The organism is Halonotius roseus (assembly GCF_006861655.1).
GTDB lineage: Archaea > Halobacteriota > Halobacteria > Halobacteriales > Haloferacaceae > Halonotius > Halonotius roseus.
The window spans coordinates 471,834-497,117 of the sequence record NZ_SESI01000002.1; the positions used below are offsets into that span (position 1 = coordinate 471,834).

22 protein-coding genes are annotated in these 25,284 nt (G+C 64.4%); 12 read left to right on the plus strand and 10 right to left on the minus strand.

Going from position 1 to position 25,284, the window contains the following annotated elements:
• Positions 1-121 precede the first annotated feature (121 nt).
• The 5 genes from EWF95_RS08535 to EWF95_RS08555 form a co-directional block, all read right to left on the minus strand.
• Positions 122-2,359 carry a DUF7846 domain-containing protein gene (locus EWF95_RS08535; protein ID WP_246055664.1) on the minus strand — a complete coding sequence of 746 codons (2,238 nt, stop codon included), beginning with the start codon at positions 2,357-2,359 and terminating at the stop codon, positions 122-124.
• Position 2,360: 1 nt separating this feature from the next.
• Positions 2,361-3,503 carry an extracellular solute-binding protein gene (locus tag EWF95_RS08540; RefSeq protein ID WP_142443639.1) on the minus strand — a complete coding sequence of 381 codons (1,143 nt, stop codon included), beginning with the start codon at positions 3,501-3,503 and terminating at the stop codon, positions 2,361-2,363.
• A 24-nt stretch (positions 3,504-3,527) separates the two neighbouring features.
• Positions 3,528-4,730 (minus strand): alpha-1 4-glucan-protein synthase, encoded by a 1,203-nt coding sequence (locus EWF95_RS08545; RefSeq protein WP_142443640.1) that lies wholly within the window; start codon positions 4,728-4,730, stop codon positions 3,528-3,530.
• A gap of 46 nt (positions 4,731-4,776) precedes the next feature.
• Positions 4,777-6,009: a lysylphosphatidylglycerol synthase transmembrane domain-containing protein gene (locus tag EWF95_RS08550; RefSeq protein ID WP_142443641.1), complete on the minus strand. Its 1,233-nt coding sequence runs from the start codon at positions 6,007-6,009 to the stop codon at positions 4,777-4,779.
• A gap of 100 nt (positions 6,010-6,109) precedes the next feature.
• On the minus strand, positions 6,110-7,039 hold the full coding sequence (locus EWF95_RS08555) for an NAD-dependent epimerase/dehydratase family protein (protein ID WP_142443642.1): 930 nt from the start codon (positions 7,037-7,039) through the stop codon (positions 6,110-6,112).
• Between the two features lie 513 nt (positions 7,040-7,552).
• Between EWF95_RS08555 and EWF95_RS13765 the strand changes: the two genes are divergently transcribed.
• Entirely contained in the window at positions 7,553-8,662 is a 1,110-nt protein-coding gene (locus tag EWF95_RS13765; RefSeq protein WP_246055666.1) for a hypothetical protein, read from the plus strand.
• Positions 8,663-8,924: 262 nt separating this feature from the next.
• On the opposite strand, the gene EWF95_RS08565 is transcribed toward EWF95_RS13765, so the two are convergent.
• A complete protein-coding gene (locus tag EWF95_RS08565; RefSeq protein ID WP_142443643.1) occupies positions 8,925-10,445 on the minus strand; it encodes an aldehyde dehydrogenase family protein in 1,521 nt (506 codons plus the stop codon).
• Positions 10,446-10,667: 222 nt separating this feature from the next.
• Here EWF95_RS08565 and EWF95_RS08570 point away from each other — a divergent pair, with 222 nt between their 5' ends.
• Positions 10,668-11,390 carry a helix-turn-helix domain-containing protein gene (locus EWF95_RS08570; protein ID WP_142443644.1) on the plus strand — a complete coding sequence of 241 codons (723 nt, stop codon included), beginning with the start codon at positions 10,668-10,670 and terminating at the stop codon, positions 11,388-11,390.
• A gap of 73 nt (positions 11,391-11,463) precedes the next feature.
• On the opposite strand, the gene EWF95_RS08575 is transcribed toward EWF95_RS08570, so the two are convergent.
• Positions 11,464-12,294 (minus strand): proline dehydrogenase family protein, encoded by an 831-nt coding sequence (locus EWF95_RS08575; RefSeq protein ID WP_142443645.1) that lies wholly within the window; start codon positions 12,292-12,294, stop codon positions 11,464-11,466.
• Positions 12,295-12,460: 166 nt separating this feature from the next.
• Here EWF95_RS08575 and EWF95_RS08580 point away from each other — a divergent pair, with 166 nt between their 5' ends.
• The 9 genes from EWF95_RS08580 to EWF95_RS08620 all read left to right on the plus strand — a co-directional run bounded on the left by EWF95_RS08580 (position 12,461) and on the right by EWF95_RS08620 (position 21,785).
• Positions 12,461-13,717 carry an ABC transporter substrate-binding protein gene (locus EWF95_RS08580; protein WP_142443646.1) on the plus strand — a complete coding sequence of 419 codons (1,257 nt, stop codon included), beginning with the start codon at positions 12,461-12,463 and terminating at the stop codon, positions 13,715-13,717.
• An 8-nt stretch (positions 13,718-13,725) separates the two neighbouring features.
• A complete protein-coding gene (locus tag EWF95_RS08585; protein WP_142443647.1) occupies positions 13,726-14,667 on the plus strand; it encodes a branched-chain amino acid ABC transporter permease in 942 nt (313 codons plus the stop codon).
• Between the two features lies 1 nt (position 14,668).
• Entirely contained in the window at positions 14,669-15,856 is a 1,188-nt protein-coding gene (locus tag EWF95_RS08590; RefSeq protein ID WP_142443648.1) for a branched-chain amino acid ABC transporter permease, read from the plus strand.
• A 58-nt stretch (positions 15,857-15,914) separates the two neighbouring features.
• On the plus strand, positions 15,915-16,682 hold the full coding sequence (locus EWF95_RS08595) for an ABC transporter ATP-binding protein (RefSeq protein WP_142443930.1): 768 nt from the start codon (positions 15,915-15,917) through the stop codon (positions 16,680-16,682).
• Between the two features lie 3 nt (positions 16,683-16,685).
• A complete protein-coding gene (locus EWF95_RS08600) occupies positions 16,686-17,483 on the plus strand; it encodes an ABC transporter ATP-binding protein (protein ID WP_142443649.1) in 798 nt (265 codons plus the stop codon).
• Positions 17,484-17,637: 154 nt separating this feature from the next.
• Positions 17,638-18,531, plus strand: a complete 894-nt coding sequence (locus EWF95_RS08605; RefSeq protein ID WP_142443931.1) for a DMT family transporter — start codon at positions 17,638-17,640, stop codon at positions 18,529-18,531.
• A gap of 22 nt (positions 18,532-18,553) precedes the next feature.
• The gene (locus EWF95_RS08610) at positions 18,554-19,453 is read left to right on the plus strand and encodes a DMT family transporter (protein ID WP_142443650.1); all 900 of its coding nucleotides are present in this window, start codon (positions 18,554-18,556) and stop codon (positions 19,451-19,453) included.
• Between the two features lie 481 nt (positions 19,454-19,934).
• Positions 19,935-21,254 (plus strand): MFS transporter, encoded by a 1,320-nt coding sequence (locus EWF95_RS08615; RefSeq protein WP_142443651.1) that lies wholly within the window; start codon positions 19,935-19,937, stop codon positions 21,252-21,254.
• Positions 21,255-21,311: 57 nt separating this feature from the next.
• Positions 21,312-21,785, plus strand: a complete 474-nt coding sequence (locus EWF95_RS08620; protein ID WP_221886634.1) for a luciferase domain-containing protein — start codon at positions 21,312-21,314, stop codon at positions 21,783-21,785.
• A gap of 154 nt (positions 21,786-21,939) precedes the next feature.
• On the opposite strand, the gene EWF95_RS08625 is transcribed toward EWF95_RS08620, so the two are convergent.
• Positions 21,940-22,941 carry a succinylglutamate desuccinylase/aspartoacylase family protein gene (locus tag EWF95_RS08625; protein WP_142443652.1) on the minus strand — a complete coding sequence of 334 codons (1,002 nt, stop codon included), beginning with the start codon at positions 22,939-22,941 and terminating at the stop codon, positions 21,940-21,942.
• A gap of 75 nt (positions 22,942-23,016) precedes the next feature.
• Entirely contained in the window at positions 23,017-24,087 is a 1,071-nt protein-coding gene (locus EWF95_RS08630) for a DUF5784 family protein (protein ID WP_142443653.1), read from the minus strand.
• A 123-nt stretch (positions 24,088-24,210) separates the two neighbouring features.
• On the opposite strand from EWF95_RS08630, the gene EWF95_RS13540 reads away from it, so the two are divergent.
• Positions 24,211-24,384 (plus strand): DUF5786 family protein, encoded by a 174-nt coding sequence (locus tag EWF95_RS13540; protein ID WP_185911742.1) that lies wholly within the window; start codon positions 24,211-24,213, stop codon positions 24,382-24,384.
• Positions 24,385-24,505: 121 nt separating this feature from the next.
• Here EWF95_RS13540 and EWF95_RS08635 read toward each other — a convergent pair whose 3' ends face one another.
• A complete protein-coding gene (locus EWF95_RS08635; protein WP_142443654.1) occupies positions 24,506-25,228 on the minus strand; it encodes a DUF7530 family protein in 723 nt (240 codons plus the stop codon).
• Positions 25,229-25,284: the final 56 nt, after the last annotated feature.

Below are 25,284 nucleotides of genomic sequence, written 5' to 3' on the forward strand. Positions count from 1 at the left end.
GATAGATAGCCCTGCATGCTGTATAAATACTCGGTGGCACCACCGCAGCTGAGTCGATCAGCCGGTCAGATCGCTGTACTTGTGTTCGCAGTCGTGTAGTGAGAGTCGATCCGCGTGGCAGTCATCCCTCGGCAGTGTCGATCTCCGTCTCAAAATCGACCCACTCGGGATGCGCCGTCGGATCGTCGGGTAGATAGGCGTCCTCCGGATCGCAATCCGTCGTGAGCCGACAGACGCGTCGCTCCGGCGGCGCGAACGCCTGTAGGCCCGCTGGCGTCGACTGCACGGCCGTCCACTGCTGGTAGGTGTAGGTGTTGCCGCCGCTGTCGACCAAGGTGATCCGCAGGCCGACATCCTCGGTCGCGTCGATTGGCACCGACGTGTTGCCAGCGGCGACCGGCTCGCCGTCAATCGAATCGAGGCGAGCGGTGCCGTTGGTCAGCGTCCAGTTCGCCGTGATCGTCTCGCCGGGGGCCGTGAGGCCGCGGGTCACTCGCTCGCCGTCGGCTCTGACGGCGACGGTCGCACGGCTCACCCGGTCGGCGACGCCAACCTGCGTCCCGACGGTCAGCGATTCGCCGGTCGGCGTCGAGAGCGACTCCAGTTTCGGCGACACGTCCTGATCGGGCTCGGGCGTCCATACGCCGCGGTAGGCGAACCGATAGACCGAGCGGTTCGGGTAGGCTCCCAGCACCTCGAAGTTACCCGCCGGGTCGCGGTCGCGGGCGTAGACCACCTCGCCGTCGAAGCCGGGATCGTTCCGCAGCGACTGGAAGGGGTGGTTCTGCCATGGGCCGTAGGGATCGGGAATGAAGACGAGGGCGTTGTCGAAGTCGGCCGACTCAATCGGCTCATAGAGGGTTTCGTATTTGTCGGTGTAGGCGGTGTTGCGCTCCAGCGGTTCGGCGGCCGTCCCTGCTGTCACGCCCCCGACCGCGAGCGCGGCGACGAGGGCGAGTGCGACAACGAGCCGCTTGGCGGTCGTCGGCGACGTGGCGGCGACGAGTCGGTCGAAAACACCCCCGTGGCGGAGCCACCGCCAGCCGGCGACGAGGCCGAGCGCGGCAAAGATTGACAACGGCACGAGGAGGTCGAAGTAGTAGAACGGGCCGAAATGTGAGACCAGCCCGTTGGCCGGATCGTCCAACTCGGCGAGCATGTTGTGGGTGCCCCAAAACGGGATGTTGCCGAGCGGCACCGAGACGAACAGCCCCGCGAGCAACAGGCCGGTTGTCGACCCCCACTCGCGGTCGCGCGCTCGCCACCATCGCGCGGCGACGAGCAGGCCGGCAGCCGCCGCCAGTGTGCCGATGACGCCGCCGGCGAACCATCGCGTGCCGAGGAACTGCAGCGCGTAGCGGTTCGACTCGATAGCGAGATCGAGGGTGTAGACGACCTCGTGGCCGAGGATTTCACGGAAGCCGAACCCGGGGCCGTCCAGCGGTGCGAACGCCTGATACGGGAACACGAAGGGCGCGCCGGTGAGCACCGCGTTATAGGCCAGCGTGAGTCCGACGAACGCGCTTCCGCCGATGCCGGTGAGGAGGTTGCGCTGGACTGCGTTCGGCAGCGACCGAAAGCCGGTTCGGCTCGCCAACAACCGCACCTGCCGGATCAGCGAGCGGTCGTCGCCCCGGAGGCTTCGAGCGACTGTCCACACCGCATGGAGGATGAACGGTGCCGCAAACAGGATCGCCGTATAGGGTCGGGAGAACGCGGCGAGTCCGACGGCGATCCCGGCGGCCGCGGCCGCCCGCAGCAACCCGGTGCGGACGCCGTGGAGGTAGGTGACCGCGAACGCGAGATTGAGGAGGGTCGTCGGCGCGTAGGGGAGAAACACCGACGACGTGAACAGCGTCATCGGTGAGATCGCAAAGAGCCCGCCGGCCAGCAGCCCGACCCGGCGGTCGGCGACCATCGAGCCGAGGATCGCTACGAGAACGGCGTTGCCGGCGGCAATCGCCGCCAGCGTCACCCGCGGTTCGTTAAACAGGGCCATCGAGACCGCGAACATCGCCGACGGGACGGGGTTGTACTTCGAGTAGAGGTCGCCGCCGTCCTCGATGAAGAACCACGGCCGGAACACGTCGGCGAGGTCGCCGGCCGACAGCGTAAGCTGGCCCTCAAGCAGCATCGACGCCTGCATGAGGTAGACGCCCTCGTCGTGGTTCACCGAGTGGTACGGGAAGACGAAGACGGCGATGAGAAACACTGCAAGCCCCGCGCCCGCGCCGAGCGCGAGATAGCTGGCTGTTGCTCTATTCCATCGACCGCCGAACCCGCCGCGACCGACGCGTGCGATGGCCTCTCGGAGCCACCGTCCGAGCGTCGCCAGCCGGTCACGCGGGTCGGCGGCCACGTTAGACGTTGATGCCCACGTCCCGCATCAGGTCGATCGTCGGTTCGAGATCGCCGAGTTCCGAGAACTCGATCTCCGGCACGTCGAGTTCGTCGATCGTCGGCAGGTCGCCGATAGGCTCGACGCCGGGGATCAGCGGGTACTCGAAGGTTTCGACGGCGAAGTACTCTTGAGCCTCCGCCGACAGCAGGTGGCGGACGAAGTTCTGGGCGAGGTCGCTGTCGCTGGCGGTATCGAGGACGGCCGCGCCGGCGACGTTGAAGATCGAGCCCGCATCGCCCTCGGTGAATGCGGTCTGGATCGGGGCGTCCGGCGAGCCGTCCAGCACGCGCTGGATGTAATAGTGGTTGGCGAAGCCGGCGTCGAGTTCGCCGTTGGCGACCGCCTGGGAGACCTGGAACTCGTCGGCGTAGGCCGTGATCCCGGCGTCGACGACGCCGTTGAGCCACTCCCGTGTCGCCTCCTCGCCTTCCAGCAGCCGCATCGCCGTCACGAACGCCTGACAGGAGCCGTAGCTGGGTGCCCAGCCGAGGTCGCCCTCGAAGTCAGGGAAGGTCATCACGTCGTCGGGGATGTCGCTGTCGCTGAACTCGCTGGTGTTGAACGGCACCGTTCGCGCACGGCCGGAGGTGCCGACCCACTGGTCGGTGCGGAACTCCTCGGAGACGGTGTCCTGAATCTCTTCGGAGAGGGCCTGCGTGCGGCCCATCTGGGCCAGCGAGGCGAGGCTGCCGGAGTTGACCGAGTAGAACACGTCGGCCGGTGAGCCGCTACCCTCGGTGTCGATCGTGTTGACAAGGTCGCTGCTGCCGCCGTAGCGAACCTCCGGCGTGAAATCCGGGTAGGTGTCGTCGAGGAACTCGATCAGCTCGCCGACGAGGAACTCGTTGCGACCGGAGTACAGCGTCAACTCGCCTTCGAGATCGGGTAACTCGGCGACCGGCGTCCCGCCCGGTGCCGGTCGCCCAGCCCGGCCGGAGCCGATCTGGCCGACCGGCGAATCGCTCGCGTCGCCCTCAGCTGACTCGCCGTCGGTGCCGTCATCGCCGGCACAACCGGCCAGTGCGACCGCCCCGATCGCTGCTGAACCGGCAAGGAACCGCCGCCGGCTGCTGTCCGTCGAACCGTCTTCGTTTCGTGTCATATTTTTAGGTTCACCTAAAACAACTTATACCCGTTGGTTCGCCGTCGGCGTCGTCTCGGCGATGGCGTCGAGACAGTCCAGCCAGTCGCCCATGAACTCGCCGACGTAGTTGAAGAACTCGCCGTTGTTGTACTCCTCCCAGTCGCCGCCTTCGAGTTCGTCGGCCATTGCCTCGAAAACGGCCGCGTAGGCCTTGGGGTCGGCACCGAACGCATCGCCGGACTGGTCGATGGCGGCGGCTGCTTCCTCGCCCACGTCGTCGACAATCTCCCACAGGTGTTCGTTGAGTTCCAGTCCCGGCACCTCGTTGTTGAGGTCGTCGAAGGTGCTGCGTGCGGCTTTATTGTGTTCACACAGCGGCTCGCCGTTGTAGATCTGGGTTCCCAGGATGTCACAGGCGCGCTTGAGGAAGACGCCCGACCAGATGTCGTCAAAGCGGCCCACGTCCCACTCGTTTTCGTCCATCGGGAGCTGGTAGAAGGCCGGAATCACCTCACGCCGGAAGGCGAGGTTCATCGAACAGACGGTGAGGTAGTTGCCCTCGGCGGCAACGAAATCGCCGTCGAAGTCGTCCTTCGAGGTTCGGGTCTGGGCCTGTCCCTGCAGGTCGCCGTCCATCAGAATCCGGACGGCGTCGAGGTCGGGAACGTTCGTCCACAGCCCCTGCGAAGCGACGATGTTGTCGGCGTGAGCCTGCTCGGTGCTGACGGTTTCGTGCATCGCCGAGTAGGGGTATCCTCGGGGGTAGAGGTCGTGTTCGTCGGCGTTCTGATAGAGGACGTTCACCCACTGTTCGTCCGAGGAGACGGTCTCGATCTCGCCCTCGAAGCCGAGATTGTCCATGTGGGTGCCGAAGAAGTCCCATTCGTCGTGCGGCAGCGTGTCGTCGTCGATGAAGAAGCCGTAGTCGTAGTCGCCGGCCCACATGTACAAGAGCCCAAAGCTGGTCTCGGCGTGGCTGGCGGCGGGGACGATGTGGCTGTACTCGCTCACGTCGTGGGCGTCGTACCACTCCTCGCGGCGGCTGCCGTCGAAGACTTCGCCGGCAACGTCGTCTTCCTCCTCTAACATCGCTTCCATCTCGTCGGTGTCACAGAAGTCCTCGGTGACGAGGATCACGTCCAGCCGCGAGAGGTCGAACCCGTGCTGGCGGGCGTTGTCGAAGTACGACCGCATGCACTCGTACTCGCGGATCGTCGGCACGATAACGCAGATGTCTCGGCTCATTTGGGTACTCACCTGTCTTTAGGTCATCCTAAAAGATGTGTCGGAATCAGTCGTCGGCACTGCTGGTCGCCTCGCCGCTGCCGTCTGCCCGGGCCTCGCCGGTGACGGGCGGCTCCGCCGCGGTCGTCGCTGCCGGGTCGGCAGCCGTCGTTTTTGCGGCAGTATCACCACCAGCATCAGCGTCGCTACCGCGCCGGGCGGCCGTCGAGGGGTCGATCCCGAGGACGGCGACGGCGACTCCGCCACCGACCAGCGTCACCGCGTTTTTTAGCGCGTGATCGACGACCGCCGCCGCCAAGGCGAGACTCGCACCCAACGGCGTCAGCGCGACGACCAACCCGGTGAACGCGGCCTCGTAGAGGCCGACGCCGCCCTGCGACAGCGGCAACACTTTGGCGAGGTTGCCGACGCTGACGGCGAGCGTGCCGACCGCGAGCAGCGAGCCGACCGCGAGCCCGCTGTCGAGAGCCGCAAGCACGAGCACCGCGGTGGCGACATCCAACGACCAGATCAGCAGGCTGCCGCCACCGACGATGGCGACAGCTCGCGGGTTGCGGGCGACGACTGCGATGTCGCCGACGAAATCGAGCCCGGCAGCGACGACCCGCTGGAGCCGTGGCCGCCCAGCGACAGTTTCGCGGAGCCGCCGACCGAGGCGACGGCTGCGCGAGCGGTTTGCGTTGGCGACGACGAGCGTGAGAAGCCCAGCGGCGAGCGTCGCCGCTGCGACGCCGGTCGCCGCGAACATCGCGGTGCGAGCATCGCCCGCGGCGGTGACGGCCGTCAGTGTGGCCGGGTCGCCGCTGCTGAGGAGCCACGCGGTCGCTCCGGCTCCGAGCACCGCAATCGCGGCGAGATCGAAGCCGCGTTCGACCGCCAGCGACGCGAAGCCGGCGGGGTACGGCACGTTGCGGCGCGCTCGGAGGACGTAGGCGCGTACCGCGTCGCCGCCGCGAGCGGGTACGACGAGGTTCGCCGTCTGGCTGAGAAACACGGCGAGAGTGAGAAACGCGGTGCCGAGCGGGTGGCCCGTCGTCGTCAACACGTCGCCGTAGCGTCGCCCGCGGAGGGGCCACGAGGCGGCATAAACGCCGACGGCAGCCGCCAGCAGCCACGGGTCGGCCGCCGCCATCTCGCCGACGACGCGGTCGAACTCGACCTCCCGGAACGCAAACAGCAGGCCGGCGACGACGAGGACGGTGCCGCCGATCGTGAGCCTACGGCGGGTCAGCAGGGCTCGCAGGCCGCCGCGGTCATCGGGGTCGTCGCCGTTGGTCATACACGGCCGTTTGTAGCGAGATATTTAAGCCCACCTAAAACTCGACAGCAGCCACGCGTTGTGGCTCGTACCGACAGGATCGGTAGCGATGAGCCCGCGATCAGCAGAGTTCGTCGATCAGCTCGCGGGTCGACTGCCGGACGGCCTCGTCGCTCGACAGGTCAGCCTCCCAGCCCAGCGCGGCGAGTTTCTCGACCGAGAGCCGCATCTTCGGTACGTCGCCCGTCCAGCCGCGGTCGCCGCCGGTGTACTCGTAGTCGGGATCGAGGCCCATCTCATCGGCGACGATAGCGGCGATCCGGTCGACGGAGGTGGTCGTTCGCGTCCCGAGGTTGTAGGTGTTCATCGCGCTGTCAGCGTTGGCGACGATGTGCAGCATCGCGTCAACGCAGTCGCCGATGTGGAGATAGGATTTCTCCTGGCGGCCGTTGCCGAGAATCGTGAGCGTCTCGGGGTCGTCAGTGAGCTTTTCGATGAAATCCGGGATCACGGCCCCGCGCAGGCCGGGGCCGACGACGTTCGCAAACCGAAAGTTCCAGACTGTGAGGTCGTGGCTGTGAGCGCGCGCCGAGAGCAGCCCCTCGTCGGCGAGCTTGCTCGCGCCGTAGGCACTGATCGGTTCGAGGGGTGCGAAGTCCTCGGGGGTCGGCCGCGGGGCCTCGCCGTACACCGTCGACGACGAGGTGTAGGCGATCTGCGTTACGTCGGCGTCGGCCATCGCCTCCAGCAGATTGAGCGTCATCTGGGTGTTGTCCTCGAACTGGCCGTGTGGGCGGTCGGTGTCGACGAGTTTCGAGGCCGCGAAGTGGAAAACAAGGTCAACGCCGTCGAGGACGCCATCGAGGGCGTCGGGCTCGGTTAGGTCGGCCTCGACGAACTCGGCGTCGTCGGCGAGGCGGTCGCGGGAGCCCGACGAGAGGTTATCGACGACGGTGACGGTCGCGCCGTCGGCGAGCAGGCGGTCGACGAGATGGGAGCCGACGAAGCCGGCACCCCCCGTGACGAGAACGTGTCGGTCAGCGAGATCCATACGTAGTGAGTCGCTATCGACCACCTAAGGATTCTGTTGTCGACGCGCGTCTCTCACTGAGCGAACGATCAGCGTAGCGAGAGTGACATTGGTTGGCGTGCAAGATGGAGGGCGCGAGTCGGTCTCCAATTTTCCTGTTAACAAGACACAAATATAAGAACGCTTATCATAGCGTGTGCCCTCTACTGTTTGAGTATGTGTTCAGAGAGACGCAACAGCCACCGAAATACTGTGCCACGTACGACCGTCAGCCGTCGGTCACTACTCGCAGCGAGCGGGGTTATTGTAGTTGGGGGACTCGCTGGCTGTCTGAATCAAGTTGCGTCGTCAGTGACGAACACGGGCTCGTCGCCTGCGGCAGTGTTCGCAGGGACAGACTGGAATGATGATGATACGGAAGTCACGTTTATCATGGCTCCGGGGAGCCCGCACGTGAGTCGGTTGACTCCGACGGTGTCTGCCGGGCAGCTTGGGGATGTCGAGTTGGAGGGGTGGGTTACGTCTTCTGCGGTGATGGCTCAGGACTACAATTCGTCGCGGAGCAACAAGCGGAAGACGCAGGCGAGTGATACGGATTCAGATTCTGATGGTGATGGTGTCGGCGACGGTTCTGAGGAGGACGCTGACCTCGTCGCGTATCTGGGTGGTGAACCGATTGTTGCTGAGCGGTTCTCGGTCTGTTTGCCTGATGCGGAGGTTCCGGGTGGGAATGGGAGTCTCCGTGAGGAGGTGACGCCGGAGCGGCTTTTTGCTTACTTGACGGGTCAGTCTGATGGTGAGGGTCAGTTGTACGCGTGGGGGAAGTCGGAGTATGCTGGTTCGGATGAGAGTGGTGATTGTGATGATACAGACTCTGATGTGTACCCGGGTGCGGTGTGCGGGACGACGCCTCACTTTGTTGCGGAGGTGGCGGGGCCGGTGGCGACGGGCGGGAGTCTTGAGGTCGTTCGGGGTGAGGGTGGGACGGTGACTGTCGTCAATACACCGCCGACGGTGGACGACAAGTCTGCGAAGGTGTGTGTTGCTGCGGATGATGACCCGTGTGGGCCGGGGGTGTGGGCTCGTACGACTGAGTCGGGGGCTGGGTCGGGCGTGTCGGTGTATCAGGTGATGGTGCAGCCGCCGCGGTGTCCGAAGCCATTTCCGGCGTTGTTGTACGTCCAGCGGTGTGAGAGCAACAGCCAGCTTGTGTACACGGGTGGATGGGTCATCGACGACGCTGCGCTGTACGAGGAGTCGGTGACGGTGTTGTCGATGGCCGGTTCGACGGAGGTGGTTGGTATCGAGTGCTGCTTCGATTTCTCGACTGATGGTGATGGGTTCGGTGACGTGTTGAAGCGGTCGGTGTCTGGTGAGCGTTCGCTGCGGGGGGCGCGGATTGATTCAGGCACTGTTGAGGAGTTCGTTAAGCGTGAGGACGATGGGTTGGCGGATGATATCCTCGATATCATCACCAGTCGAGGTGGGGAGACCAGAGGTGATGATGGTGAGGCAGGAGAGAATTATCGGTTCGTGACGCACGTGGCGGTGGATGCGCCAGTGTTGCACTTGGTGAACGCTGCGAGTGCGTCAGAGGAAGTGAAATTCAAGGCAGGGGCTGAACTGTCGAAGAGCGTGAACTGATTATCCGTGTGGCACCATGGTACTCCCGGTGACGATCTGAGTTCTCGAACGGTATCTCTGTGCTCAATCCACCCTCTGTATCGGTCACTGAATTACCTGTCAACAACTGAATGGAATGATCCGCCGAGTGATGAATAGACAGCGCGTATCCCGCAGCCAACCGACTGACACACCCTGCATTCTAAGAGCAACCAAACGAACCCGAGCGACACACCGTTGACAAAGCAGTTAGGATGCCACGTGGGCCCGGTAGCCTTGTGTCTCAGTCGTTTTCTGTAATGATGTCCGCCGAGAGGCCCTGGGCCATCTTGATGTCCTTGGAGTTGTTCAGCGTCCACGCCGTGCGGTCGGTGACGGCCTCAATGATTTCGCGGGCCGAGGGGTAGCCGTTGCCGGATTTCTTCACGCCGCCGAAGGGGAGTTGCACCTCCGCGCCGATGCAGGGGAGGTTCCCGTAGGCCAAGCCGAGTTCGGCGTGATCCCGGTAGTAGTTGATCTGGCGGTAGTCCTCCGAAACGATGGCTCCCGCAAGGCCGTAGGGCGTGTCGTTTTGGATCTCGACGGCGCGCTCGATGTCGCCGTCGTACTCCAGCAGGGCAACATGGGGACCGAAGACCTCCTCGCTGATGCAGCGCAGATCGGCGTCAGGGTCGGCCTCGTAGACGAACGGCCCGATCCAATGGCCGTTCTCGTGACCGTCTGGAATCTCCGCGGCGTCGAGTTCCGTCCGGTCGACGAGGATGTTCACACCCTCCTCGCGGGCGAGTTCGTTGTAGCGGGCGACTTTCTCGGCGTGTTCGGCCTCGATGAGCGGCCCCATGAACGTCTCCTCATCAAGTGGGTCACCCACCGCCACGTTGCTCGCAATCTCGACGAACCGGTCTTTGAACTCATCGTAGATGTCGGTGTGGACGATGAGTCGCTCCGCGGAGACACAGCGTTGGCCGGTCGTCTTGAACGACGACATCACCGCAGAGTGAACGGCGATGTCGAGGTCGGCTTCCTCCGTGATGACGACGGCGTTTTTTCCGCCCATCTCGCAGGCGACACGGCGACCGGAGACATCGCCGAGTTTGCCGGCGATCTTGTGGCCGACCTCGGCGGAGCCCGTGAAGAGTACCGTCGGGACGCGGTCGTCCTCGACGATGGCGTTGCCGGCGTCGCCGAACCCCTGTACCATGTTGAACACGCCGGGCGGAATCCCGGCGTCGTCGAACATCTCGGCGATGATCTGGGCACACCACGGCGTCTGCTCGGCGGGTTTGAAGACGACGGTGTTGCCCTCGACCAGCGCGACGGCCATATGCCAGTAGGGGATGGCGATGGGGAAGTTCCACGGCGTGATACAGCCCGTGACGCCGCGGGGTTTGCGGCGCATGTAGGCGTCCTTTGCGGCGATTTCGGAGGGGATGATATCGCCGCTGGGATGGCGGGCGTCGCCGGCGGCCCACTCGACCATGTGGGCGGCCTCGACGACATCGGCTTTCCCCTCGCTGATCTCCTTGCCACACTCCTTGGTGACGATCTCGCCGAGTTCGTCGGTGCGGTCGCGGAGCTCCTGATAGACGTCCCAGAGATACTCGGCTCGTTCGATGCGGGAGAGCTCGCGCCACTCCTCGTAGGCCGCCTCGGCGACCGTGATCGCCTGGTCGATGTCACTTGGACTCCCGCGTTCGAACTCGGCGAGGGTTTCGCCGGTAGCGGGGTTCTCGCTTTCGAAGGTCTCGCTGCCGTCGCCGGAGACCCATTCGCCGTCGATGTAATGCTGGTATGGTTCTGCCATTGTTGGTATGTCTTCACACACCCTCGAAAACACCCGTCCGACCATGGACGGCCAGACAGCGACCAACTGTCATGGTTGGAGGAACGAGCAGCGGCCACCCGAAAGGACGTAATCGCTGTTCACGCCGCCAAGAACGGCCGAATCACAACGGTGCCGACCATGGTCGCCCGGGGCTTTGTGACACCGGCACAGGGATATAGCCAGTAGACCAATATTCAAACTATGGCCATCGCTGACCAGACAACCACGACACGGCTGACGCTCGATCTCTGGCATCCCAACTGTTGGGCAATCGAGGCGACCGGCCAGACCGATGGCGGGGTGTTGGCTCACGCCATCTACAATTCGCCGACCGCGGGGAGCGATCTGAGTCGGACGGTTCAGGGGTTGTTCACCGCGTTCGGCGACGACGAAGCCGAAGTCGACCGACTGCTCGCGGCGATTCGGGACTCGGAGCACTCGGGAGATCTCTCGGAGCTCCAGGAGCGGTTCGGTCGTGAGCGGAACGCGCCGGGCAACGTCGTCCGAGAGTTTTTCCTCGAATACGACCCCAGCGACATGGTCTGTCCGACCCTGCTCGAACACGGGTTCGTCCACAGCGCGCCCGTGCGCATCGAGGACGGCCGCGAGGAGTGGCAGGTGTGTTTCGTCAACGACCGCACCGAGGTTCAGGACGCACTCGATAGCGTCCGCGAGCAGGCCGGCGCGGAGGTCACGATCAACTCGATCACGACGACCGAGAACGGCGGCGGTACCGAACGCGACCAGCGACTCGACACGCTCACCACCCAACAGCGAGGCGTCTTCGAGCACGCATGCGAGGCGGGCTACTACGAATGGCCGCGGGAGACCACGACGCGTGAACTCGCCAGCGATCTCGATGTCTCGAAGACGACGCTGCTGGAACACCTCCGGAAGGCCGAGGCGAAGCTCCTCAACCCCTAGCCAGTCGGGTGTCCAACTGCGGTCGGCGACGAATCAACGATCGGTGACGAATCAACGATCGGCAACGGTCAGTTTAGCGACCGATAACCGCACGAAGCGCGAAGAGGGCGTTTTCCTTGCGCTCGCGGACGCGACGGTAGAAGTAGGAGAACCACTTGGTGCCGTAGGGGATGTACTGGTAGACGGTGTACCCCTCTGCGGCGAGTTCGAACTGCGCGCTCTCACGGACGCCCGTGAGCATCTGAATCTCGAAGGGGGTGCCGTGTTCGGCATGCAACTCTTTTGCGAGGTCTATCAGTTCGGGATCGTGACTCCCGACGGCGATGCCGTCGTCGAAGGCCTCGAACATGTAGGTCAGATACTCCCTGTAACTCTCGTCGACCTTCGCTTTCTTCTTGTAGGCGATCTTTTTGGGTTCGTCGTAGGCCCCTTTCACAAGCCGAACCTTGCCGGGGAGGTCGGCGAGGCGTTCGAGATCATCACCCGTGCGCTTGAGATTGGCCTGGACGCAGACGCCGACGTTGCCATCGGTTTCGACGGCGTGTCGCTCGTAGGCATCAAGCGTCACGTCGGTCGTCGGGTGGTCTTCCATATCGATCCAGACGAAACAGTCGGCGGCATCGACGATGCGAGCGAGGTTCTCCTCGAAGACAGCGTCGCTGATCCCGAGGCCGATCTGGCTCGGCTTGACAGAAAAACAGGCGTCGATATCGCGGTCGGCGATGTCGTTTGCGAGTTCGATGTACGCGTCGGCATCCGCGTCCGCGTTTTCGCGTTGTTCGTAATGCTCGCCGAGGAGGTTCAGGATGCCGCCGACGCCGCGGTCGTTTAGCTCCTCGACGTGATCCATCGCCTCCCCAGCCGTCTCACCCGCCACGAAGTTGCTGGCGATCGGGGGTATCATACACGGACTCACGAACTAATCCACCGTATATCGGAACCCGACCAAATAATTCTGATACGACTGGCGTGAAATAATCCGGGCGATGGGGTAACCGAGCGGCAGGGTCATCGACGGCCCGACCATGGTAGGGTCACGATTAACCCGTGTCTCGGTCGGTCATATGTCCATGGCACGGAATACCACAACAATTGATCGGCGGACACTGATGAAACTGGCAGGCGGCGTGGGTACCGCGGGGCTAGCGGGCCTCGCTGGCTGTTCGGCGACTGACGAGGGCGGCTCGGGCGACGGCGGGGGCGGCGGCAGCGGCCCCTATGAGATCGGGATGGTCGATGCGGTAACCGGCTCGCTGTCGGCGTTCGGGCAGCGCAACCAACGCGGGAAGGATCTCGCGCTGGCAGCGGTCAACGAGGTCGGTGTCAACGGACGAAACCTGAACATCATCGTCGAGGACTCCGGGAGTGAGAGTTCCGGCGGCGTCTCGGCGGCCCAAAAGCTCGTCAATCAGGACGGCGTGCCGTTCATGATCGGCGCGGTCGGCTCCGGTGTCTCGCTGTCGATCTATGAGAGCGTCGTCCAGGGCACGGATGTCGTCCAACTGAGCCAGAACTCCACAGGGCTCGGTCTGACTGACTTCCCGGGGCTGCTCCGGATGTCGCCGACCGGTCGCACCCAATCGACCGCGCTGGCGAACATCATCGCCGAGGACGGCTACGACAGCGTCGCGCTCACCTACGTTAACAACAACTACGGGTCGAGTCTCGCCGAGGCCTTCGTCAACGCCTGGGATGGCGACATCGCTTACAACAACCCCCACGACCAAGATCAGTCGTCGTACTCCGGCGTGGTCAGCGAGATGAACGGTGCCGACGCGGACGCGTGGCTGTTCATCACCTATCAGGCCGAGTTCGCCACGATGGTCAACGAGATCTTCTCCAGTGGCTACGAACCCCAACTGTACGGGGCCGACTCGGTCTCCGGCGACAACGTCATCGAGAACACACCGGAAGGCAGCATGGACGGGATGAAGATCGTCGTCCCCTCCGCGCCCGAAGAACAGCAGAGCTACCAGGACTTCGTCTCGACGTTCGAAAGCGAGTACGACGAGTCGCCGACCGTGTGGTCGGCCTACGCCTACGACTGTGTTATCACGGCAGCACTCTCGATTCAGGCCGCCGAGGAGTTCACCGGTGCAGCACTGGGTGAGGTCGTCCGTGACGTGACCCGACCCGAGGGCGAGCAGGTCAGCTCCTATCAGGCAGCCCACGACATCCTCGCCGACGGCGGCGGCCCAAGCGATGTCGACTACCAGGGCGTCAGCGGGCCGATCGACCTCGATGAGAACGGGGATCCGGTTGGCTTCCTGCAGATCCAGGAGGTTCAGGATCACAGCTACGAACCGATCGGCTTCATCGAGTCCTAACCCGACAGATGGTGCTCGACCTCCTCGCCAGTGGGCTGGTGTACAGCAGTATCATCGTGCTGGGGAGCATCGGGCTCTCACTGGTGTACAGCATCGCCAACTTCGCCAACTTCGCCCACGGCGATACGATGACCGTCGGTGCCTACGCGGCACTGGTGACCTTCGGTGCCGTCGGCAGCCTCGGCGGAACCGTCCTCGGATTGCCCTACGGCTTTTTCGTCGCACTCGTTGTCGGCATCGGGATGGCCGCCCTCGTCGCCGTCGTCACCGAGAAGGTCGTCTACGAGGCGATGGATGTCGGCTCGATCGGCCTGCTCATCACGTCGATCGGGATCGCGTTCGTCTACCGGGCGGTCATCCAGATGGGATTCGGGGCCGACTTCACCCGCTATGACATCTCGGCGTTGCGACCTATCGACGCGCTCCTGCCGTACGGGATTCGCGTGACACTCCACGACGTGGCGATCGTCGCCTCGGCGACCGTTCTCGTCGTCGGCCTGCACGTCCTGTTGCAGTACACCGACCTTGGACGAAAAATGCGCGCGATGGCCGACAACCCCGATCTCGCCCGCGTCAGCGGCATCCGAACAGACCGGGTCAAACTGGCGACATGGGTCATCGGGGCTGGCCTCGCCGGCGCGGGCGGCGTCTTCCTCGGGCTGTTCAGCCGGCTCGCGCCGCGGATGGGGTTCGATCTGCTGCTCATCATCTTCGCCGCGGTCATCCTCGGCGGCATCGGCTCGGTGTACGGCGCGATGCTCGGCGGCGTCCTCATCGGGATGGTCACGCAGTTGACGCCGATCCTCTCGGAGTTGGGCACAATACTCCCGCTCGTCCCCGACTCCTGGGGGATTCCAATCGGGATCGAATACGCGAACGCTATCGCGTTCGTCATCATGGTCGCCGTCCTGCTGGTGCGACCGAGCGGTATCGCCGGGGAGGCGGTCTGAGATGTCGGTTCGAGAGATCGCCGACGATCCGAAAGCCTACTGGAGCGGGCTCACCCGCGCCGAACAGGGCGTCAGCGGTTTTATCATTGGTTTCGTCGTGTTGCTGGTCGGCGGGCTCTTTACCGGGATTCTCGCACCGACGTACTTCCTGTTTCTCGTCGGGCTCGCCGGCATGTACTCGCTGCTGTCGCTCGGGCTCAACGTGCAGTGGGGGTACACCGGCCTGATCAACTTCAGCGTCGCCGCCTTCTTCGGGATCGGGGCCTACGGGACGGCCCTCGCCTCGGCGAGCTCATCGCCGATCGCAGGGAACCTCGCACCCGTCGTCGGGTTACTCGTCGCACTCGCACTGGCGGCGATCCTCGCGCTGCTCATCGGGATTCCGACGCTCAGGCTCCGGGCGGACTACCTCGCTATCGCCTCCATCGGGCTGGCCGAAGTGGTACGGATCATCATCCTCAACGAGGAACAGGTGACAAACGGGAGTTCCGGCGTCCGGGGAATTCCGGCGTTCTTCGACGGCTGGCCGCTGCTCGAAACGTTCCCGCAAACGATGCCGAATATTGCGGTCTCGTGGCTCCCCGGCGGAACGGTTGTGCTCCGCCAGCCGTTCTGGAGCGCGCTGTTGAACGTCGTGGTCGTCGTCTCGTTTATCGCCGCCAGCTACTTCGTGTTGAGGCGGGCCCACCGCTCGCCGTGGGGCCGCGTGTTGCGAACGATTCGCTCCGACGAGGATCTCGCGCGGGCACTCGGGAAGAACACCTACCGCTACAAGATGCAGGCGTTCGTCCTCGGCAGCCTCATCATGGCACTCGCGGGGGTGTTCTACGCCCATCTGAACCTGTTTGTCGCGCCCGGCGATCTCGATCCGATCACGACGTTCTACGTCTGGGTTGCGGTCATGCTCGGCGGCAGCGGCTCGAACCGGGGCGCGCTGTTCGGCGGGTTCGTCATCGTCGCCATCCGCGAGGGGACGCGGTTCCTCAACGCCTTCGAGTTCATCCCCTTCGATATCGCGCCGCTGCGGCTCCTGTTGATCGGCGTCATCATCGTCCTCCTGATGCGGTTCCGGCCACAGGGCGTGTTGCCGCCGCAGCGGGAACTCATCTGGCCCAGCGTCGTCGACGACGCGCCGGAACAGCCGGACAGCGGCGTTCGCGGAGCCAAGGCAGGTGAGAACGATGACTGATAGTCAAGCGTCACAGGTAGCCAACAGCGATTCGTCGAGCGAAGAGGTCGCCGCGAACATGGACAAGGAGAACGTCGTCCTCCGCGTCGACGACCTCGTCAAATCCTTCGGCGCGCTGGTCGCAACCGACCACGCGACCTTCGAGGTCGAACGTGGCACGATCACTGGGCTGATCGGCCCGAACGGCGCGGGGAAATCGACGCTGTTCAACCTCATCTCGGGGTTCTACGAGAGCGACGCGGGCCGCGTCGAGGTCAACGGCACCGACGTGACCGACATGGAGCCCTACGACATCGCCGACCACGGCCTCATCCGGACGTTCCAGACCCCACGCAAACTGGAGGGGATGACTGTCCGGGAGGCGATGCTCGTCGGCCCGCGCGAACAGCCCGGCGAGTCATTCATTAAATTGTTCACCGATCCCGAGTCGGTTCGTCAACGGGAACAACAGAACCTCGATGATGCCGAACAGATCCTTGAGGACTTCGAGATCGACCACCTAGCGACCCAGCCCGCGACGAAGATTTCGGGTGGCCAGCTGAAGCTCGTCGAACTCGCCCGCGCGATGTTGGCCGAGCCGGAGATCCTGTTGCTCGACGAGCCGGCAGCAGGGGTCAACCCGACGCTGCGGAACAAACTTGCCGAACAGATCCGGCGGCTCAACGAGCAGGGGACGACGTTCTTGCTCATTGAACACGACATGGAGTTCGTGATGAGTCTCGCCGACCCGGTGATCGTCCTCGACCGCGGGCACGTCCTCATGGAGGGCACCCCCGATGAGGTGCAAAACGACGAACGCGTCATCGATGCGTATCTCGGAGGCTAACTCATGAGTACGAACCACACTACGGACGACGCTCCCACGGACGAGACGAGTGAGACCGACAGCAGAACCGCGGCCAGCACCGATCCGACGGGCGACCACGTCCTCGAACTCGACAGCGTCGACAGCGGTTACGGGGACGTGCAGGTGCTCGATGACTGCTCGCTGCATCTCGACGCCGGCGAGATCGTCTGTCTCATCGGCCCGAACGGCGCGGGGAAATCGACGGTGCTGAAGACGATCTTTGGCATGCTGACGCCGTGGGAGGGGACGGTCCACTACCACGGCGACGATATCGGCGGGATGGCACCCGAGGACATCGTCCGCGAGGGGATCGGCTACGTTCCCCAGACGGACAACGTGTTCGGCTCGCTGTCCATCGAGGAGAACCTCCGGATGGGCGGCGTCGCCCGCGAGGACGGGCTCGAAGCCGTCATCGACACGCTCTACGAGCGGTTCCCGCTGCTCGACGAGAAGCGCAACGCGAACGCGCGTACGCTTTCGGGCGGCCAACGACAGGTGCTGGCGTTCGCTCGCGCGCTCGTGATGGAGCCCGATGTGCTGTTGATCGACGAGCCCTCGGCGGGGCTGGCACCGAACACGGCAGCGGAAGTCTTCGGCCACGTCGAGGCAGTCAACGACATGGATACGGCCGTGTTGATGGTCGAACAGAACGCCAAGAAGGGCCTCGGGATCTCCGACCGCGGCTACGTCCTCGACCAGGGAACCGTCCGGTTCGACGGTGCGGCCGACTCGCTGCTCGACAGCGACGAGGTCTCGAAGCTCTACCTCGGTGGAGGTTGACTCGCGTGGCGTCGTCGAACCAGCAGTTCCAGCGACACGTTGCCGCCGGGGTCGAGACACCTATTCGCGTCCGTGCTGATGTCGACTCGTGAGGGGACTCCGTCCGTACGCCTTCGCGCTCGGCCCGCTGGCGGCCGCGTCGCTGTGGGGCGGGATGTTCGTCGTCAGCAAGTGGAGTTTCGCGTTCGTCCCGCCGGTCACGATGGGGTTTTTTCGGGTCGCACTCGGCGCGCTCGCACTCTGGCTCGGCGTCGTTGCCACCAACAGACGTGGCTCCCGCGGCGGCGATGGCGGGGCGGGCATCGACCGCGCGGACTGGCCGGCGTTCGTCGGCCTCGGTGGCTGGGTAGCCGTCACCATCGCCACGCAGTTCCTCGGAACCGAACTCACGAACGCCAGCCAGGGCTCGCTGCTAACGGTGCTGACGCCGGTTTTCGCCGTCGTTCTCGGCGCGAGCGTCCTCGGCGAACGCATCACGCGGAGCAAAGCCGGCGGCATCGCCCTCGCCGCGGTGGGAACCGCAGTCGTCCTCGCGGGCCAGTACGATCTGACGACCATCGCCGCCGGCAACGCCGTCGGCGTCGGCTTGCTCGTCGTGGCGAGTTTCGCCTGGGCCGGCTACACCGTCTGGGGCGTCTCGGTCGTCCGGAAGTACTCGGCGTTGACCGCCGCCACCTACTCGACAATCGCGGCGACGCCAATGCTCGCCGTGTTGGCCGCAATCGAGTTGGCCGTCCTCGGTCGCGGCATCGGCTCGATTCCGGTGACCGCCGAGTCGATCTTCGCAACCGCCTACCTCGGGTTGGCCTCGACGGCCGCCGCGTGGTATCTCTGGTACAAAGGCTTAGAGTTCGTCTCGGCGGGCACCGTCGCCGTGTTCTACTTCCTACAGCCGGTCGTCGGCATCTCGTTGGGAGCCCTCCTGTTGGGCGAACAGATCGGGGCCGGCTTCGTCGTCGGGAGTCTCGTCGTCGGCATCGGCGTCTGGATCGTCAGCCGTGATCGCACGGACAACGACCGCGAGCAACGGAGCGGCCACGACCAATGATCGGCGAGAGAGTGGTGGGCTGATGACGGTCGCTCTCCTGCGGACGCTCGACGAGGAAGTGCCCCCGGCGGCCGGGCTCGCCGTCGCTATCGTGGCGATCAGCACCGCCGCGATCCTCGTCCGGCTGACGACCGCGCCATCGTCGGTAGCGGCGTTCTACCGCGTCCTGTTCACCACGCTCGCGCTCCTGCCGGTCGCGGGCTGGCAGTACCGCACCGAGTTCGCCCGGATCGGTCGCCGAGACCTCGTGTTCGCGTCGCTATCGGGGGTTGCTCTCGCGGTGCACTTCGCCGCGTGGTTCGAGAGCCTCGCGTGGACGAGCGTCGCCGCAAGCGTCACGTTAGTGCAGGCCCAGCCGCTCTTCGTCGCCGTCGGGGCGTGGCTCCTCCTTTCGGAGCGGCTCTCGAAACGAATCGTCGCCGGCATCGTTGTCGCTATCGCGGGGATGGTGACGATGTCTGTCGGCGACCTGCTCGGTGGCGTTCTCGTCGGCCCCGACCCCATGCTGGGGAACGCCCTCGCGCTGCTGGGCGCGGTGATGGCGGCCGGCTACGTCCTCGCGGGCCGCTCGCTGCGCCAGCGCGTCTCGCTCGTCCCGTATGTCGTAGTCGTCTACAGCGTGTGTTCGGTCGTACTGCTCGTGATCGTCCTCGCACAGGGCGCGCCACTGACGGGGTACGCGCCACGCGAGTGGTTGCTTTTTGTCGGCCTCGCAGTCGGGCCGGGGCTGTTCGGGCATACGGTCATCAACTGGGTGCTCGCCCACGTCGAGTCGAGTATCGTCTCGGTCTCGCTGCTCGCCGAACCGGTCGGCTCGACGATCCTCGCGCTTGTCTTGCTCGGTGAGTCGCCGACGCTGTTTACGATGCTCGGCGGCGCGGTCGTGCTGGTCGGCATCGGCCTGACGGCATCCGATCGGTGAGTCTGCTCGCGTGACCGCCGACGGTAATGAGACAGACCGGTAGTTCGTTTGGAAGATAAAATCTCTCTATCGGTCACTCGGCTGCTTATCAGCTACTGTAGGATTGAGTCGCCAACTGCTGAATAGAACGCGCGAGTCGGTCGCACAGTTCAAACGATTCCAGCGAACCAGAGAACCGTATAGGTCAACGTCAAAATAGACAGGACGATACCGACGATACCGAGGAGACGCCCTTGCCGTTCGCCCATACCTATTTCTGGAACCGGTACGCAATAGTTCTACTGCCGACACAGCTACCCTGATGACTACATCCTCTCTATCGGTCACTCGGCTTCTATCAGCTACTGTAGGATTGAGTCGCCAACTGCTGAATAGCGGGTGCATATTTTGTCCCCTGCCGCCCCCTCACAGGTCAAACTGACAGGAGGACAGCTGTGGATTCCGGTATCGGTATATTCGTCCGTGCCAAACGCTCGTACCCGTGGCTTCTACTCAAGCGGCGACAAGCGAGCAGGCAGAGCTAGCCACATCGTCAGGAACACGTCGCCGCGTCGCGGTCGTCGTCGGAATCGTCTTCATCGACCTGCTTGGCTTCGGCATCATCATCCCGATCCTTCCGTTCTACGTCCGCTCGTTCGGAGTGAGCGACGTTTTCATCGGATTACTCGCGGCGGCGTATTCAGTGGCACAGTTCGGTGCCGCGCCGGTGCTTGGCCGGATCTCCGACGAACGTGGCCGGCGGCCGGTGCTTATGCTCTCGGTCGGTGTCGCAGGGGTTGCCTGGATTCTCTTCGGGTTCGCCGCGGAGATCGGTGCAGCCCTCGGCGTGACAGTCGGCCTTGTCGTCCTGTTCAGTGCCCGGTTGCTAGCCGGCGCGGCAGGCGGGAATATCGCCACCGCACAGGCGTATATCGCCGACGTGACGACACCGGCGGAGCGAACCGGCGCGCTCGGGCTCGTCGGAGCGGCCTTCGGACTCGGGTTCGTGTTCGGCCCGGCGATCGGTGGCCTCCTCGCCAGCGACACGGTGGTATCGACCGCTCGCACGCTCTTGCCCGGATTCATTCCGGTGACCCCTTTCTCGCTGCCGAGTTTTGCCGCAGCGGGCTTCTCGTTTCTCGCACTCGGGGCGACAGCGGTCGTGCTGAAAGAGCCGGATCGAATACGGACTCCAGCGCGTCGTGTCACGTTCGTCGAGCAGTTTCGGACGGCCCTCGCCGACCAAACACTCCGGCCGCTCGTTATCGGATTCTTTCTGACCTCGCTCGCTTTCGCCGGCATGACCGTGATGTTCGTGCCGTTTCTGGCTGATTTCTTTGGGTACGATGCCACCGCTGCGGCGATCTTTCTCGCCTATATCGGCGCGCTCGGGATCGTTAATCAGGGGGTGCTCATCGGCTGGCTCTCGCGGAGAGTCGGTGTTCGATACGTGGTTCGCGCGGGCGTCGTGTCGCTGTTTCTCGCGCTGGTGTTGCTCGCGGTGTCCCCGCTGGCGGGAACGACCGCACTCTTCAGTGGTGGTCCGGGCTGGGTGACCGGCGGGCTCGTCGTGCTGGTAGCGTTCGGGGCACTGGCCTCGTTCGGAAACGGCGCGATAACGGTCGGGCTCGCAGCCCTCGTTTCTGAGGGAGCCACTGACGATGGGCAGGGAGCAGCCTTCGGCGTCACGCAGAGTGCGGGGAGCCTCGGGCGAACCGTCGGGCCACCGCTCGCTGCGGCTGCCTACGTCGTGGTCTACTGGTCACCGTTCGTCGCCGGCGCGCTCCTCCTCGTGCCGGTAGCACTGTTGTTACGACGGTGAGCGTGTCTTGGGTATCACCAACCAACGACTCATATCTACTGGGCCCGTACCGCTCGTATGTCAGATTCGAACAGAGCAGCGATTGAATCGACCGTTGAGAAGCTTATCGAGGAGGTGGACTCGTGGCAGGGCGTCACAACGGGCGAACACCGGTTCGGCGGAACCGAGTGGCGCGTCGGCCCGCGTGAGATCGGCCACGTCCACGCCTGGGGGATGCTCGATGTCGCCTATCTCCGCGCGCTTCGTGATGTGCTCATCGAAGTGGGTCAGACGGGCGTCCACCACATGCTCGATCAGTCAGGGTGGACGACGTTCTACATCGAACACTCGGAGGACTACGACCATGCTCGGTGGCTCGTTCGACTCTCGTATCTGTATCACGTGAACATTCTCAAACAGACGCCTGCCGGCACGGAGGAGTACGCGGCTGTCGATGTTGAACGCGAACTCGAATCGCTCGATCCGACAGACGCCGTTCGGTCGGCGTTCGAACGTCGTCGTCCCGGGAAGGCAGGGGCCGTCGAACGATAACCGCGGCCGGCAGACCGTTTCGAGACTTCGGTGTCTGCCCACAGGCGGAATGCATTGTCGCTCTCGTCGACTCCAATCTCTATCTCTTGTGCAACTCGATATCACAATGTTGAGACAGATACTGCAGCTTCGCTGGCTTCGGTAGCGGTGTTGATTACTCGTCCAGTCGCTCGGCGACCCCGACGAGCGTCTGGCCCGCCGTCACCGTCGCCTCGCGGGCGATCGAGTAGACGACGCCGGCGCGATCGGCGGTAACCGTCTGCAATGGCTCGTAGGTCGCCGGATCGTAGACCGTCCCGAACGTCTCGCTGGCGTCAACGTCGGCTCCGAGTTCGGCCTCAGCGTCGGGAACGAAGAGCCCTGAGTCGGCCGCTCGAACCCGGCCGAGGTGGTTGCGCGCGCGAACACCATCCCAAGGGCCGGGGTCGCCGGCGAGCAGTCCGAGGTGGCGAAGGACGCCGAAGAGGCCATCGAGGCCAGCTTGGATCGCCTCGTCGTCGAGCTGTTTGTTCGATCCGAGCTCCGGCGTGATCGAGGGGATCCCCTCGCGGGTCGCCGCGACGCGGAGCTTACCCCCAAAATTGCGCTCGTCCCACTCGGTGTCGGCATCGTCGCCGGCAGCCTCCGCCAGCAGGAGGTCGGTGCCGAAAGCCTCGGCCAGTTTCCGGGAGGCGTCGTCGCCGCGGAGGTAGACCGTGTGCGTCTGCATCTCGGGGCTGCCGGTGTGGAGATCGACGATGGCGTCGGCATCGCTCGCCTCAGCCCACAGCCGGGCGGCCATCCGCTCGTGGATCGTCCCCTCGCTGTCGCCGGGCCAACACCGGTTCATGTTGGGGGCCGCCGAGTCGATTGGTTCCGGCGTGGTGTAGGAGACCCGATCGAACGTGAGCGGGTCGGCAACTGGAACGACGATCAGCGTACCGTCGAGATCGGCCGCGAGCGAGCCATCGCTGTCGGTTGCGGCTGAGCTGGTAGCGTCGCCGGTGAGTCGCTCATGGAGTCGGCGACAACAGTCGGTGCCGTTGATTTCCCGGCCGTGTTGGGCGGCCTGAACATAGCACGTGGGGCCGTCGCCGATCCCGTAGCGGTGGATTGTTGTCTCGATGGGGACGCCGGAGGGGAGCCGCGCGAGCGTGACTCGGGTGGCGGTGTGCATGGGAGCCGATAGAGGATGGATGCTTGTAGGGGTCAGGGTTACCGACGGTGCCAGCGGCGGTGGGGCGTGGCTCGATCAAGCGGCGGGCTCGTTGTCGGCGGCAAACTCGATGACATCGGCAAGCGACAGCGGGAGCCGTCCGATACGGTATCCTGTCGCCCGCTCGTTGGGTCGCAGCCGGAAGACGACCGCCGGGCGGTGGCCGACATCCGGCTGTTCGTCGATGATCGACTGCCACTCCGCGGCCGGAAACGACGAACAGTCGACCAGCAGGACGACACCGCCGGCGTGGGCATCAAGCTGGCCTTCGGTTTTTGTCTTGACCGTCTCCCGGATCGCGGCGATCGCGGAGGATGCCGCGCGGCGATCCGGCGGGAGCGGTCGGGTCACCTCGACGAGAACGGCGTCGCTGCCGTCGCTTCCCTGTGGATCAGCCCGGAAATCGATGGAGTGGCCGGTCGTCACCTCGATCTCGGGGGTGATATCGTAGCCCGCCTCCACGAGCAGTTTGGCGACGTTGAACTCGCCCATCGCGGCGGTCATCCGGGTCAGATCGAGCTGTTCGGAGGTGCCGAGCTTGCCGGCCATCTCCTCGCGGTTGTCGTCGAGCGCGCCGGTGTGGAGCACAGATTCGTAGTGTTGGAGCGCCTCGTCGGCGGTCGCGTCCGGAAAGCCGGCGGCGTGATCGATGAAAAACGAGCGGGTGCTCTCCCGGCCGTCCTTCGACAGGAAGACCGGCAGAAAGAACCACGCGAGGTGGTCGTAGGGCTCAAGCCACGGCGACTCCATCCGGAGCTGCGCCAGCAGTTCGCGCTCGGCCCACCGGGAAACCGGGTACGGAACCTCATCGAACCCGTATTTCTCGGTTCGCCAGAGGCTGCTCGGCGTTTCGGTGTTGCCGAGCCAGTAGCCGGCGGGGCCACCCTCGACGCCGGCCGGGCCGTCATCGCCATCCGTCCAGGCAAACAGCGCGATATCGCCGTTGTCCATCGCAAAGCGGACGGCATCGTAGCCACTCGGCGGTCGGTACCACGGCTCGTCCATCGTCGCGCCGAGGTTGTCGTCCAGCGGCTGGAACAGCTCGGATCGGAGCCGGTCGTCCGACCACCTGCCCGGGGCATACCGGAAGCGAAGCGGTCGTGCCACGGCCGCACAGTCACTGGCGGGACAGTTACGTGTTCTGGCTTCGGCAGCTCGGTCGGGGCTGGCTGGCGGAACTGATGGTGACCGATATATATTTATTTGGCAGCATCCAAGGTATGGTATACCATGTCACTAGGCGACTACGACGAGGACGAACACGAACGCCGGGAGCGGAAGAACGCGACGGTTGATGCCGATTTCGAGCAGGCCCGCAACGAGTACGAGGGGTCGATGGAGTACGATACCGGCGAGTCCGCCGACGAGCTGTTGGCGCAGTTCGAACAGCTCCAAAACGGGTGACCGCCCGGGTCGCCGCAATAGCTGACCTCACAGGTCATCGCTGTATCCGATCACCCGGGTCGCCGCAGTATCGCTATTTCGCTATCTCAGGAACGCCTAGCGGCGGCTCAGACAGCCACCGTTAGTCGCTTGTCGTTGCCAGAAGGGGCTTGGTCGTCGTCCGCGTCAGCCAGATCGAGGCTGCAGAGACGACAGCGACAGCAACGATGTGACCGCTGACAGCGACGAACAACACCGTCTGTTCACGAAGAAACGGCAACAGGAGGATCTGTGAGGCCGCAAACCCAACGTTTTCCAGATCAATCCGAACGAACTGGGTTGTAACGCCCGGCTCACAGGGGATCGTCAGCGCGCGCCACAGCGAGACGACAGCGGCCCACCACGAGGTACCGATCCGGTAGCAGAGATCCCAACAGACCAACAACACGAGATAGACGACGATCACCGGCGGTTCGGCGCCGAACAGCGCGGCGATCAGCGGCTCGCCAGATGACTGGACATCGAACACAAACAGGTGGGTGATAAGCGCGATAAACGCCAGCACCGAGAGGACGACCTCGATGCTGGAACCAAACAACAGCCGGTAGTAGGCCGCCGGCGCGTCGACAGCGCGGTTTTGGGTGCCCAGCCGGTGCATGGCGACGCTGCCGATCGCGGCGACGACGACGGCGGCCGTGCCGGCAAGCGCGGCCGACCAGAGATCGTAGATCGCCGCGAAGACGAGGATGCCGACCTGAAAGAGCCCAAACTGAATGGCGACGGCGTGAGTGTTCGAAAGCTCGATCCCCGGCAGCCCGCCGACGATCCCCTCGTAAACCCACGTATCACCGTACTCCTTGGCCATCAGTATCCTCTGGTTGGCCGCCACACACTCGGATGTATCGGTTTCGCGGTCGTCGC